This is a genomic window from Pseudomonas putida group bacterium ESBL64 (assembly GCF_045277175.1).
GTDB lineage: Bacteria > Pseudomonadota > Gammaproteobacteria > Pseudomonadales > Pseudomonadaceae > Aquipseudomonas > Aquipseudomonas alloputida.
Map to the genome: position 1 here is coordinate 2,327,718 of NZ_CP145799.1, position 12,015 is coordinate 2,339,732.

Sequence of the window (12,015 nt, forward strand, 5' to 3'; positions counted from 1 at the left end):
GATGAACGACCACAACAACAGCATCAACCCGGAAACCGCCATGGCCACCACTACCATGACCATGATCCAGGCCCTGCGCTCGGCCATGGATGTCATGCTTGAGCGCGACGACAATGTGGTGGTGTACGGCCAGGACGTCGGTTACTTCGGCGGCGTGTTCCGCTGCACCGAAGGCCTGCAGAACAAGTACGGCAAATCGCGCGTGTTCGACGCGCCCATCTCCGAGAGCGGCATCGTCGGTACCGCCGTGGGCATGGGTGCCTATGGCCTGCGCCCGGTGGTGGAGATCCAGTTCGCCGACTACTTCTACCCGGCCTCCGACCAGATCGTCTCCGAGCTGGCCCGCCTGCGTTACCGGTCGGCCGGCGAGTTCATTGCCCCGCTGACCCTGCGCATGCCTTGCGGCGGCGGCATCTATGGCGGCCAGACTCACAGCCAGAGCCCGGAAGCGATGTTCACCCAGGTCTGCGGCCTGCGCACCGTGATGCCGTCCAACCCTTATGACGCCAAAGGCCTGCTGATTGCCTCGATCGAATGCGACGACCCGGTAATTTTCCTGGAGCCCAAACGCCTATACAACGGCCCGTTCGATGGCCACCACGACCGCCCTGTAACCCCATGGTCGAAGCACCCGCATAGCGCCGTGCCCGACGGCTATTACACCGTACCGCTAGACAAGGCCGCCATTACCCGCCCTGGCAATGACGTGACCGTGCTGACCTACGGCACCACGGTGTACGTGGCCCAGGTGGCCGCCGAAGAAAGCGGCGTCGATGCCGAAGTGATCGACCTGCGCAGCCTGTGGCCGCTGGACCTGGACACCATCGTCGAGTCGGTGAAAAAGACCGGCCGTTGCGTGGTGGTGCACGAGGCCACCCGCACCTGCGGCTTCGGTGCCGAGCTGGTGGCGCTGGTGCAGGAGCACTGCTTCCACCACCTGGAGGCGCCGATCGAGCGCGTCACCGGCTGGGACACCCCCTACCCTCACGCACAGGAATGGGCTTACTTCCCCGGCCCTTCGCGGGTAGGTGCGGCACTGAAAAAGGTCATGGAGGTCTGAATGGGCACGCACGTCATCAAGATGCCGGACATTGGCGAAGGCATCGCGCAGGTCGAGTTGGTGGAATGGTTCGTCAAGGTCGGCGACATCATCGCCGAGGACCAGGTGGTGGCCGACGTCATGACCGACAAGGCCACTGTGGAAATCCCCTCGCCGGTCAGCGGCAAGGTGTTGGCCCTGGGTGGCCAGCCCGGGGAAGTGATGGCGGTCGGTAGCGAACTGATCCGCATCGAAGTGGAAGGCAGCGGCAACCATGTGGACGTGCCTCAGCCAAAACCGGTAGAGGCCCCGGCCGCCCCGATTGCAGCCAAGCCGGAACCGCAGAAAGACGTAAAACCCGCCGTGTACCAGGCGCCCGCCAACCACGAAGCTGCGCCCATCGTGCCGCGCCAGCCGGGCGACAAGCCGCTGGCCTCGCCGGCCGTGCGCAAACGCGCCCTGGACGCCGGTATCGAACTGCGTTATGTGCATGGTAGCGGCCCGGCCGGGCGCATTCTGCACGAAGACCTCGACGCCTTCATGAGCAAGCCGCAAAGCAATGCCGGGCAAGCACCTGATGGTTATGCCAAGCGCACTGACAGTGAACAGGTGCCGGTGATCGGCCTGCGCCGCAAGATCGCCCAGCGTATGCAGGACGCCAAACGCCGGGTCGCGCACTTCAGTTATGTCGAGGAAATCGACGTCACCGCCCTGGAAGCCCTGCGCCAGCAACTCAACAGCAAGCACGGCGACAGCCGCGGCAAGCTGACCTTGCTGCCATTCCTGGTGCGCGCCCTCGTCGTGGCGCTGCGTGACTTCCCGCAGATCAACGCGACCTACGACGACGAAGCGCAGATCATCACCCGCCATGGCGCTGTGCATGTGGGCATTGCCACCCAAGGTGACAACGGCCTGATGGTACCCGTGTTGCGCCACGCCGAAGCGGGCAGCCTGTGGGCCAATGCCGGCGAGATTTCGCGCCTGGCCAACGCTGCACGTAATAACAAGGCCAGCCGCGAGGAGCTGTCCGGTTCGACCATCACCCTGACCAGCCTCGGCGCCTTGGGTGGCATCGTCAGCACGCCGGTGGTCAACACCCCGGAAGTGGCAATCGTCGGGGTCAACCGCATGGTCGAACGGCCAGTGGTGATCGATGGCCAGATCGTCGTGCGCAAGATGATGAACCTGTCCAGCTCGTTCGACCATCGCGTGGTCGATGGCATGGACGCCGCCCTGTTCATCCAGGCCGTGCGTGGCCTGCTCGAACAACCCGCCTGCCTGTTCGTGGAGTGAGCATGCAACAGATTATCCAGACTACCCTGTTGATCATCGGCGGCGGCCCTGGCGGCTATGTAGCAGCCATCCGCGCCGGGCAACTGGGCATTCCTACCGTACTGGTGGAAGGCCAGGCACTGGGCGGCACCTGCCTGAACATCGGCTGCATCCCGTCCAAGGCGCTGATCCACGTGGCCGAGCAGTTTCACCAGGCCTCGCGCTTTACCGAACCCTCGCCGCTGGGCATCAGCGTGGCTTCGCCGCGCCTGGACATCGGCCAAAGCGTCACCTGGAAGGACGGCATTGTCGACCGTCTGACCACCGGTGTTGCCGCCCTGCTGAAAAAGCACGGGGTGAAAGTAGTGCATGGCTGGGCCAAGGTACTGGACGGCAAGCAGGTCGAGGTCGATGGCCAGCGTATCCAGTGCGAGCATCTGTTGCTGGCGACCGGTTCCAGCAGTGTCGAACTGCCGATGCTGCCGCTGGGTGGCCCGGTGATTTCCTCGACCGAAGCTCTGGCGCCGAAAGCCCTGCCGCAACACCTGGTAGTGGTTGGCGGTGGCTATATCGGCCTGGAGCTGGGCATTGCCTATCGCAAGCTGGGTGCACAGGTGAGTGTGGTGGAAGCACGTGAGCGCATCCTGCCGACCTACGACAGCGAATTGACCGCCCCGGTGGCCGAGTCGCTGAAGAAACTGGGCATCGCGTTGCACCTGGGCCACAGCGTCGAGGGCTACGAAAATGGCTGCCTGCTGGCCAGCGACGGCAAGGGTGGGCAACTGCGCCTGGAGGCCGACCAGGTGCTGGTGGCCGTTGGCCGCCGGCCACGCACCAAGGGCTTCAACCTGGAATGCCTGGACCTGAAGATGAACGGCGCCGCCATTGCCATCGACGAGCGCTGTCATACCAGCATGCACAACGTCTGGGCCATCGGCGACGTCGCTGGCGAACCGATGCTGGCGCACCGGGCCATGGCCCAAGGCGAGATGGTCGCCGAAATCATCGCCGGCAAGGCCCGACGCTTCGAGCCGGCAGCGATTGCCGCCGTGTGCTTTACCGACCCGGAAGTGGTGGTGGTCGGCAAGACCCCGGAACAAGCCAGCCAGCAGGGCCTGGACTGCATCGTCGCGCAGTTCCCGTTTGCCGCCAATGGCCGGGCCATGAGCCTGGAATCGAAAAGCGGTTTTGTGCGCGTGGTGGCGCGGCGCGACAACCACTTGATCCTGGGCTGGCAGGCGGTTGGCGTGGCGGTTTCCGAGCTGTCCACCGCGTTTGCCCAATCGCTGGAGATGGGCGCGCGCCTGGAAGATGTGGCCGGCACCATTCATGCCCACCCTACGTTGGGTGAAGCGGTGCAAGAAGCCGCCCTGCGCGCGTTGGGCCACGCCTTGCATATCTGACACTGAAGCGGCCGAGGCCGATTTGGCCCGCTGCGCCGAGAGGCGCTGCGGGTCTTTTTTCATTCAGGTCATCCAAGCCTCCAGAAAACAGCGCGCTCTTTGAGGGGCTAGTGTGGTGTTTTGCAAATACGGCCAATAACTCGCGAGCGATTTTTGCGCTCAGGCAAGGCGTCGCGACGAGTCGTAGCCCAGCTACGGCGAGGAGCGACAACGCCGCATGAGCGCAAAAAGCGCCGCGAATTATGGTCGTTATTTGTGAAACACCACACTAGCTACTCGGCAATTGCGTTCTTGCCTGTCCCCTTGGCCCTGTAGAGTGCCTTGTCGGCACGCGCCAGCAGCGCGTGCTGGTCCTCCCCTTCCAGCCATTGCACCACGCCATAGCTCATGGTCAGCCGGCAATCACCCACCGGCTCCACCTGCTCCAGCACCTGGCGCAAGCGCGCCGCCACATCCAGCGCCTCCCCCAATGCGGTCTGCGGCAGCACGATGACGAACTCGTCGCCGCCCCAGCGCGCCAGCAGGTCCAGTTCGCGCAAGCAGGTGCGCAGGCTTTCGGCCACCCGGACCAGCGCCGCATCGCCACGGGCGTGACCGTAGCGGTCATTGATCGGTTTGAAATCATCCATGTCCATGGCAATCAGCGACAACGGCTGGCGGAAGCGCTGGGCGCGCTGGCACTCCCGCTGCAACGCGCTCTCCAGCCGGTAACGGTTGGCAACACGGGTCAACGCATCGCGTTCGGCCAATTCACGGTTTTCGTCCAGTTGCCGCTGCAACTGCTGGTTCACCCAGGACAACTCACGGGTGCGTTCGGCCACCTGAAATTCCAGCGACTGGTTCTTCTGTTCCAGTTGCGTCACCAAGCGCTTGCCAGCGTCGATATTGCGATGCGCACCCAGCATGCGTGCCACGGAACCGTCCTCGTTATGCGCGATGACGTAGCCGCTGTCTTCGATCCAGATGTAGCTGCCGTCCTGACAACGGCAACGGTATTCAATGCGGTAGCGCTCGTTGCGCTGATTGATATAGGCCTCGAAATGGGCCATTACCCGGGGGTAGTCTTCGGGATGGATCACGCTTTCCCAGGTAAATACCGAGTTGGCCATGGAGTGGCTGGCATAACCCAGCATGTTGTACCAACCCGGGTTGCGATAAACGTAGCCGGTATTGGCATTCCAGTCCCAGATGCCATCGCTGATCAAATCGAACAAGGTGTGCAACTGCTGTTCACTGAAGCCGGCAGGTACCGGCCTGGTGTCTTGACTCATGGACGCTCTCCCTGATGCCCAGCAACTGCGCTCCGATCAAGGGGCTGCCGACAGTGGTGTTGATTGCCGCGAGCGGCAAGATGATGCCTATCACGGGCAAGCATATGCCCACCCGCGTGCAACCGAAATAGTGCCAACGCCCTGATTTCGACCGGCACAGCGCTGGCATGGCTTTTGCGCTTGGTACCTGCCAACGAGATTTCCAAGGAGGAAACATGATAATCGCCCCTAACGGCGTCAGCTGGCAGCCCACGCTCCATCAGCCTCGGTCCACCAGCGATGAGCAGGCAGTGGCCCAGATTGCACCGGTCCGCACGCCAATATCCACCGCCAACACGGCGAGCCAACAGCAGAATGGAGGCAGCACCGCTCAGCAAAACGCAGAGGATGCTCGTGCAGAAGCCTTTGCCAAATTCAAGGTGATGCTGCAAAACCTGAGTTCTGCGACCACCGAGCCGGTCATCGGAGAACCCCTGCCGTCCAAGACTGCCCGGCAGGAATTTCACGACTTCATGTCCAAGTCGCCCGGCGAGATGATCAAGGAAAAACTGCTGCGTGAAATAGGCTTGACCGAAGAAGAGTACGACGCCCTGCCGCCCGAAATGAAAGCAAAGGTCGACGAGTTGATCGCACAGCGCATGAAAGAAGACATCAAGCGCAAGATCGAGGAGAAAGCGCAAGAGCAGGTCGCCAAGGTGGACGGCGGCGTGGATGAAGAGCAACAAGCGGCAAGCCCGGTGTGAGGGAATGCCAGCGGCCGGTAAGGAGAGCGCCGCGGTTCGTCCAAGGCGCCCCAGCCTGAGCGGTTTGAAGGCGTGCAGTGGCGTCGATGTTCAGGTGGTGCATGGCTTCGTCAACTGCAACGCTAACGGGGCCATCACCGGTCTCAGGAAAAATCGGCAGGATGTTGTGCAGAGAATTCGTTTGAGGTCCTTGGCCTTATTGTCCAGGGTGGCAGGCTGGTAGCTATTTGCCACGCGTGGACGCAGGCGCATGACGATGCCTGCGTAGGGGGACGATGTCGGATCCCTCCTAAAATAAGAGAGGACAAGGAAATGCAATCACACGGTTTGAAGCAAAGCCTCAAGCAGCGGCATATCACCATGATCGCGCTGGGTGGGGTGATCGGTGCAGGGCTGTTCATGGGCTCGGGCTCACTGATCGCATCGGCAGGGCCCGCGGCCATACTGTCGTATTTCATTGGTGGCCTGGTGGTCACCCTGGTCATGTTCATGCTGGGCGAAATGGCCTGCAGCAACCCGGATGCAGGGTCGTTCTCGACCTACGCCAACACCTACCTCGGTGACTGGGCAGGGTTTGCGGTCGGCTGGCTGTACTGGTTCAAGTCGATGATGACCATCACCCTGGAAGCGGTACTGCTGGGCGCCATCCTGCATGACTTCCTGCCCTGGCTACCGATCTGGGCAGGTGCCTTCCTGATGCTGGTGACACTCATGGCCAGCAACGCCTACTCGGTGCGTTCGTTTGCCGAAGTCGAGTATTGGCTGGCCGCGATGAAGGTCGCCACCATCCTCATCTTCATGCTGCTGGGCGTCTCGATCCTGCTCGGCCTGCACAGTGAGATTCCCGCCCCCGGCCTGATCAACCTCACCGCCCATGACGGCTTCATGCCCAACGGCCTGTCACCGGTGATGGCCGGCGTTATCGTGGTGATTTTCTCCCTGGGCGGCAGCGAAATTGCCGCTGTGGCCGCGGGTGAGTCAGAGAACCCGCGACAGAACGTGATCCGTGCGATCAAGAGCGTGATCCTGCGGGTGATGCTGTTCTACGTAGGCTCTGTGTCGATCCTGATCCTTTGCCTGCCCTGGACCGACAAGGCCAACCTGGCCTCGCCCTATGTTTCGCTGTTCAGCCTGGCCGGGTTCGGTGGTGCTGCAGTGGCCATGAAACTGGTGCTGTTCGTCTCGTTCATGTCGGTGATGAACTCGTTCATGTTCTCCAACTCGCGCATGCTGTTCTCGCTGAGCCAGCGCGGTCACGCGCCCAAGCTGTTCTCACGCACCAGTGCCAAGGGCGTACCGATCAATGCACTGCTGCTGAGCCTGTCGATCTGCACGATGATCCTGACCGTGCACTTTGTCAGTGGCGGCGACCTGTTCATGACCTTGGCCAAGAGTACCGGCAGCCTGGTCATGGTCGTATGGATCTTCATCATCATCGCCCACGTGGCCATGCGCAGGAAAACCCGCCACGAAGCGGTCGCCCCAAACGCCTTCCGTGCCTGGCTGTTCCCCTACACCAATATCATTGCGCTGTTCGCCTTGCTGGCAGTCATCGGCACCCAGGCGTTCGACCCGGCATCGCGTTTCCAATTCTGGTTCACGGTGCTGACGGTACTGCTGGTGGTGGCGGGGTACTTCCTGATGCGTCAGCGGCTGGCCCCAAGCGCGGCGTTAGCCCACGAACGTGATGCATGACAGCGCTGGCCAAGCGCAGGTGCTGTCAACAGCAGCACGACGGCGACAAAGGCGACGGAGACAATAATGGGAATGACGAGAATGGCGTCCCAGGCAGGAATTGAACCTGCAACCTTCCCCTTAGGAGGGGGATGCTCTATCCAATTGAGCTACTGAGACGCTACGACCGGCAGCGAACGCTGCACAGCGGGATGGCCAGCATGTTAACCAGCATGCTGGCGTTTGTCATGCCTGAACTGGGCTTTTTCGCGTAATCCTTTTCTGCCGCTGCTATCCCCGTGGTAGCACGCCCTGATGGCGAAGCAGCGAAACAAATGCGGCGACCGCCGCCTCCAGTGTGGAAGAATTATCCAGCACATGCACCGACGGGTCGGCTGCAGCTTGCAAGCGTGCGCTGCGCGCCAGGCGCTGCTCCACTTCTTCTGCAGTTTCCCGGCCCCGGGCCAGCAAGCGCTGGCGCAGCACCTCAGGCTTGACCTCGACCAACACGGCCAACAAATCCGGGTAGCGCTGACGGGCTTCTGGCAGATAAGCCCGCGAGCCATTCACCAGCACTGCCCTCCCCGCCGCCAACCACTGGTCCACCTGCCGGGGTATGCCATAGTCCAGGCCATTGGCCCGCCAGTGCATGGCAAACGCACCCTGCGCACGCAAGGTATCAAACTGCTCAGGCGTGACCCCTTGGGCAGCTTCGCCTTTGGCTTCGGCCGAACGGGTGATGACCCGGCGGGCAATTTCTACCCCGGCGAGGGCCATTTGCTCACGCGAAGCGTCGATCAGGGAGTCTTTCCCGGAACCCGACGGCCCAACCAGAAATATCAACCGGCCCGTCCCTGATCGGTGGTCGCTTGCGTCATGTTGCATAGCCACTATGCTCTATGGAGAGAACCGGCGCATTCTAGGGCTTTTCTGGGCATTTTTCTGCGTTTTACCGATTATTGACGGCAAAAGACTGACGGCCAGGCTAGCCAGAGCATGTAAAACTTTTCAAACCAGTGCTCATTTCTGATAATTGGTACTGGCATAAAGCCTTTATCCGGCTCACTATTTGTCACATAATTGACGCCAAGCAAACGGCGACCATGAGGCAAGATGAGCATCCATTTTTCACTGGCGGTTGAACATTTTGTCGTCGCCACGGTCGTACTTCCATCCCGTGCGGCCAATTTGAGAACCGCTTCCCCTGAACCAAACTCTGGTCAATTTATATGCGCCCAATGAAACAGGCTATTTATTCGAGCCGCACCGCTGACAAGTTCGTCGTCCGCCTGCCAGACGGAATGCGTGAGCGCATTGCCGAGGTAGCGCGCAACCACCACCGCAGCATGAACTCCGAGATCATTGCACGCCTGGAGCAGAGCCTTATCCAGGAAGGTGCGCTGGGTGATGAACTGAGCATGCGCCTGGACAGCCCCGAGCTGTCCCTGCATGAGCGCGAGTTGCTGCAGCGTTTCCGCCAACTGTCCCACCGCCAGCAAAACGCCCTGGTCGCCCTCATCGCTCACGATGTGGAAATGGCCGCAGACGCTTCCTGAGGCCTGCAGCGAACACAAAAAAGCCAGCGTAAGCTGGCTTTTTTGTGGATGACTGATTGGCAGCAAAGGCATTTCCCTGCGGGACGCTCCCACAGGGAGGATCGGCTTACAACAGGAACAGCGTCGCCAGCCCCAGGAAGATGAAGAAACCACCGCTGTCGGTCACAGCAGTGATCATCACGCTCGCCCCCATCGCAGGGTCGCGCCCCAGGCGGGCCAATGTCATCGGGATCAGCACGCCCATCAGCGCTGCCAACAACAAGTTCAAGGTCATCGCTGCAGTCATCACCACCCCCAGCGACCAGCTGCCATACAGCCAGAAAGCCACCGCACCAATCACTCCGCCCCAAACCAGGCCGTTGATCAGCGACACCGCCAATTCCTTGCGCATCAAGCGGCTGGTATTGCCTGGCGACACTTGGTCCAGGGCCATGGCGCGGACGATCATGGTGATGGTCTGGTTACCAGAGTTGCCACCAATACCCGCAACGATCGGCATCAGCGCAGCCAACGCCACCAGCTTTTCAATCGAACCTTCGAACAACCCGATCACTCGCGAAGCAACGAACGCGGTAATCAGGTTGATGGCCAGCCACGCCCAACGGTTGCGGAACGAACGCCAGACCGAGGCGAAAATATCTTCCTCTTCACGCAGACCCGCCATGTTGAGGACTTCGCTCTCGCTTTCCTCACGAATCAGGTCAACCATTTCGTCGATGGTCAGACGGCCGATCAGGCGTTCGCTCTTGTCCACCACCGGGGCGGATACCAGGTCATAACGCTCGAAAGCCTGCGCTGCATCGTAGGCATCTTCCTCGGGCTGGAAGGAGACAGGGTCGGTCGCCATGACCTCCGCCACCTTCTTCTCCGGGTCGTTGACCAGCAGGCGCTTGATCGGCAATACCCCCTTGAGGATGCCGTCGTAATCGACCACGAACAACTTGTCGGTGTGGTTCGGCAATTCTTTCAGGCGGCGCAGGTAGCGCAGCACCACTTCCAGGCTGACGTCTTCGCGGATGGTGACCATCTCGAAGTCCATCAGCGCACCGACCTGCTCCTCGTCGTAGCTCAGCGCCGAACGCACCCGCTCGCGTTGCTGGGCATCGAGGGTTTCCATCAGCTCGTGAACAACGTCACGCGGCAGCTCTGGGGCGAGGTCGGCCAGTTCGTCGGCGTCCATCTCCTTGGCGGCAGCCAGCAGCTCGTGATCGTCCATGTCGGCGATCAGCGATTGGCGAACCGAATCGGAAACTTCCAGCAGGATGTCGCCATCGCGCTCCGAGCGCACCAGCTGCCAGACCGTCAGGCGATCTTCCAGGGGCAAGGCTTCGAGGATGTAGGCGATGTCGGCGGGGTGCAGGTCATCGAGCTTGCGCTGCAGCTCGACGAGGTTCTGGCGGTGGACCAGGTTTTCCACCAGGTCATTGTGCGCGCCTTCCTGGCGATGGGTCAGGTCTTCGACCATGCGCTGACGCTGCAGCAGTTCGACCACCTGGGCCAGGCGATCCTGCAGGCTTTCTTGCGCTTTTTTAACTTCTACTTCGGTCATAGGCGAACTCCACTCCCAGCAGCGGAGCACGCCGAGGGAATCAATCGGTCAGATCTTTCTGTATGAATCGTGTTAGCGAGTAACTACTGGGTAAGTCCATGGTGGTTTTCCACAAGCCCCGGCGGGGCTGACGGGCGCAATCATACACTGCTAAAGCTGTCAGATCGCTTAAATTTTTGGCCAGAACAATCGTTTGCGTGATAAAGCTGGGACAACGCTCGAAGCTATCAGTGCGACGGTTGTTGTGGATGAGAAAGCACATTTGATTTTTGAGGCCGCTCAGCGGCTCAAGACTACACCGCAATCATTACAGAAGAGCGTAGATCGACAGGCTCAAGAATTCATTGGCGCACAAACAAAAAGCCCGCTCTATTGAGCGGGCTTTCTGATGGGGTGTGGCGGACTCAGCAGGATTCGAACCTGCGACCGCTCGGTTCGTAGCCGAGTACTCTATCCAGCTGAGCTATGAGTCCGTGGTGGTAGTTTTAGACCAGATTACCACTGGCTGACTGAAGTAGCTTTGCAAGCAGAACCACTTCAAGAAAGTGGCGGACTCAGCAGGATTCGAACCTGCGACCGCTCGGTTCGTAGCCGAGTACTCTATCCAGCTGAGCTATGAGTCCGCGATTGGCAGTTTTAAACCAGATTACCGCTGGTTGACTGAAATGGCTTTGCAAGCAGAACCACTTCAAGAAAGTGGCGGACTCAGCAGGATTCGAACCTGCGACCGCTCGGTTCGTAGCCGAGTACTCTATCCAGCTGAGCTATGAGTCCGCGATTGGCAGTTTTAGACCAGATACCGCTGGTTGATTGAAGCAGCCTTGCAAACAAAGCCACTTCAAAAGTGGCGGACTCAGCAGGATTCGAACCTGCGACCGCTCGGTTCGTAGCCGAGTACTCTATCCAGCTGAGCTATGAGTCCGTGTCTTGCCGCGCATTATAGGTCGCTGAAACATTTTTGCAAGAAGCTTTTCGTTATAAAACAACTACTTAGCGTTCCTACCGTTTACAGCGCCCTACGCAAATAATGGCGGTGAAGGGGGGATTCGAACCCCCGATACCCTTATGAGGTATACTCCCTTAGCAGGGGAGCGCCTTCGGCCACTCGGCCACCTCACCGCAACACGAGGCGAATATTAAAGAACCTCTTTCACCTTTGCAACCCTTTTTTTGAAAAAAACTTCAAAAAAATTAAAGGCTTGGCTCTTCATCCTTCTCCTTCTTGATCCGCAGGTAGATTTCCTCGCGGTGAACTGCCACTTCTTTCGGGGCGCTCACGCCAATACGCACCTGGTTGCCTTTGACGCCAAGCACCGTCACGGTGATCTCGCCGTCTCCAATGATCAGGCTCTCGGCGCACCGACGAGTCAGAATCAACATAGCTTTCTCCTTACGCAAAACATTCAGGGGTAACAGTCTTGGATATCGGGCCGGGTCGCGGACGACGACCATGGCCCCGGTTACTCGCCGCACAGGGCAGGACAGGGCCTGCGCGGCGAGCAGAAACG

Annotated in this window: 12 protein-coding genes and 6 tRNA genes; 7 read left to right on the forward strand and 11 right to left on the reverse strand. The window is 60.2% G+C overall.

Translation table 11 applies throughout. The features are described 5' to 3' along the window. Position 1 precedes the first annotated feature (1 nt). Genes V6093_RS10550 through lpdA form a run of 3 tightly spaced genes read left to right on the forward strand, consistent with a single transcriptional unit; the run spans position 2 to position 3,714 of the window. Positions 2–1,060: an alpha-ketoacid dehydrogenase subunit beta gene (locus tag V6093_RS10550; protein ID WP_003254487.1), complete on the forward strand. Its 1,059-nt coding sequence runs from the start codon at positions 2–4 to the stop codon at positions 1,058–1,060. Further along, complete coding sequence (locus V6093_RS10555) at positions 1,061–2,332, forward strand: dihydrolipoamide acetyltransferase family protein (RefSeq protein ID WP_010955112.1); 1,272 nt, start codon at positions 1,061–1,063, stop codon at positions 2,330–2,332. A gap of 2 nt (positions 2,333–2,334) precedes the next feature. Then, entirely contained in the window at positions 2,335–3,714 is a 1,380-nt protein-coding gene (gene lpdA, locus V6093_RS10560) for a dihydrolipoyl dehydrogenase (protein WP_144000356.1), read from the forward strand. Positions 3,715–3,986: 272 nt separating this feature from the next. Here lpdA and V6093_RS10565 read toward each other — a convergent pair whose 3' ends face one another. Then, the gene (locus V6093_RS10565; RefSeq protein WP_014861695.1) at positions 3,987–4,985 is read right to left on the reverse strand and encodes a diguanylate cyclase; all 999 of its coding nucleotides are present in this window, start codon (positions 4,983–4,985) and stop codon (positions 3,987–3,989) included. Between the two features lie 215 nt (positions 4,986–5,200). On the opposite strand from V6093_RS10565, the gene V6093_RS10570 reads away from it, so the two are divergent. Together V6093_RS10570 and V6093_RS10575 are read left to right on the forward strand one after the other, a co-directional pair. After that, the gene (locus V6093_RS10570) at positions 5,201–5,728 is read left to right on the forward strand and encodes a hypothetical protein (protein WP_003254492.1); all 528 of its coding nucleotides are present in this window, start codon (positions 5,201–5,203) and stop codon (positions 5,726–5,728) included. Positions 5,729–6,040: 312 nt separating this feature from the next. Next, entirely contained in the window at positions 6,041–7,423 is a 1,383-nt protein-coding gene (locus V6093_RS10575) for an amino acid permease (RefSeq protein ID WP_265978553.1), read from the forward strand. Between the two features lie 82 nt (positions 7,424–7,505). Here the strand turns inward: V6093_RS10575 and V6093_RS10580 are convergent. The 3 genes from V6093_RS10580 to V6093_RS10590 form a co-directional block, all read right to left on the reverse strand. Further along, positions 7,506–7,582 (reverse strand) — tRNA-Arg (locus V6093_RS10580). Between the two features lie 111 nt (positions 7,583–7,693). Beyond that, positions 7,694–8,287, reverse strand: a complete 594-nt coding sequence (gene phnN / locus V6093_RS10585; protein ID WP_406669789.1) for a phosphonate metabolism protein/1,5-bisphosphokinase (PRPP-forming) PhnN — start codon at positions 8,285–8,287, stop codon at positions 7,694–7,696. Between the two features lie 71 nt (positions 8,288–8,358). Next, positions 8,359–8,562: a hypothetical protein gene (locus tag V6093_RS10590; RefSeq protein ID WP_014755754.1), complete on the reverse strand. Its 204-nt coding sequence runs from the start codon at positions 8,560–8,562 to the stop codon at positions 8,359–8,361. A gap of 69 nt (positions 8,563–8,631) precedes the next feature. Between V6093_RS10590 and V6093_RS10595 the strand changes: the two genes are divergently transcribed. Continuing rightward, positions 8,632–8,958 carry an Arc family DNA-binding protein gene (locus V6093_RS10595; protein WP_003254499.1) on the forward strand — a complete coding sequence of 109 codons (327 nt, stop codon included), beginning with the start codon at positions 8,632–8,634 and terminating at the stop codon, positions 8,956–8,958. 106 nt (positions 8,959–9,064) lie between these two features. On the opposite strand, the gene mgtE is transcribed toward V6093_RS10595, so the two are convergent. Next, positions 9,065–10,507, reverse strand: a complete 1,443-nt coding sequence (gene mgtE / locus V6093_RS10600) for a magnesium transporter (protein ID WP_003254500.1) — start codon at positions 10,505–10,507, stop codon at positions 9,065–9,067. A gap of 193 nt (positions 10,508–10,700) precedes the next feature. On the opposite strand from mgtE, the gene V6093_RS10605 reads away from it, so the two are divergent. Beyond that, positions 10,701–10,883 (forward strand): hypothetical protein, encoded by a 183-nt coding sequence (locus tag V6093_RS10605; protein WP_127644222.1) that lies wholly within the window; start codon positions 10,701–10,703, stop codon positions 10,881–10,883. A 20-nt stretch (positions 10,884–10,903) separates the two neighbouring features. Here the strand turns inward: V6093_RS10605 and V6093_RS10610 are convergent. From V6093_RS10610 to csrA, 6 genes are all read right to left on the reverse strand, one after another. Then, a tRNA-Arg gene (locus V6093_RS10610) sits at positions 10,904–10,980 on the reverse strand. Positions 10,981–11,053: 73 nt separating this feature from the next. Beyond that, positions 11,054–11,130: transfer RNA gene (locus V6093_RS10615), tRNA-Arg, on the reverse strand. Positions 11,131–11,204: 74 nt separating this feature from the next. Then, positions 11,205–11,281, reverse strand: a tRNA-Arg gene (locus V6093_RS10620). A 71-nt stretch (positions 11,282–11,352) separates the two neighbouring features. Beyond that, positions 11,353–11,429, reverse strand: a tRNA-Arg gene (locus V6093_RS10625). Positions 11,430–11,535: 106 nt separating this feature from the next. Beyond that, positions 11,536–11,626 (reverse strand) — tRNA-Ser (locus V6093_RS10630). Positions 11,627–11,698: 72 nt separating this feature from the next. Continuing rightward, positions 11,699–11,887 carry a carbon storage regulator CsrA gene (csrA, locus tag V6093_RS10635; RefSeq protein WP_003254503.1) on the reverse strand — a complete coding sequence of 63 codons (189 nt, stop codon included), beginning with the start codon at positions 11,885–11,887 and terminating at the stop codon, positions 11,699–11,701. Positions 11,888–12,015 lie beyond the last annotated feature (128 nt).

Coding starts and splice junctions, on each gene's coding strand:
- lpdA (WP_144000356.1), top strand. CDS start 2,335: ATGCAACAGATTATCCAGACTACCCTGTTGATCATCGGCGGCGGCCCT.
- mgtE (WP_003254500.1), bottom strand. CDS start 10,507: ATGACCGAAGTAGAAGTTAAAAAAGCGCAAGAAAGCCTGCAGGATCGC.
- phnN (WP_406669789.1), bottom strand. CDS start 8,287: ATGCAACATGACGCAAGCGACCACCGATCAGGGACGGGCCGGTTGATA.
- V6093_RS10575 (WP_265978553.1), top strand. CDS start 6,041: ATGCAATCACACGGTTTGAAGCAAAGCCTCAAGCAGCGGCATATCACC.
- V6093_RS10565 (WP_014861695.1), bottom strand. CDS start 4,985: ATGAGTCAAGACACCAGGCCGGTACCTGCCGGCTTCAGTGAACAGCAG.
- V6093_RS10555 (WP_010955112.1), top strand. CDS start 1,061: ATGGGCACGCACGTCATCAAGATGCCGGACATTGGCGAAGGCATCGCG.
- V6093_RS10570 (WP_003254492.1), top strand. CDS start 5,201: ATGATAATCGCCCCTAACGGCGTCAGCTGGCAGCCCACGCTCCATCAG.
- csrA (WP_003254503.1), bottom strand. CDS start 11,887: ATGTTGATTCTGACTCGTCGGTGCGCCGAGAGCCTGATCATTGGAGAC.
- V6093_RS10550 (WP_003254487.1), top strand. CDS start 2: ATGAACGACCACAACAACAGCATCAACCCGGAAACCGCCATGGCCACC.
- V6093_RS10595 (WP_003254499.1), top strand. CDS start 8,632: ATGCGCCCAATGAAACAGGCTATTTATTCGAGCCGCACCGCTGACAAG.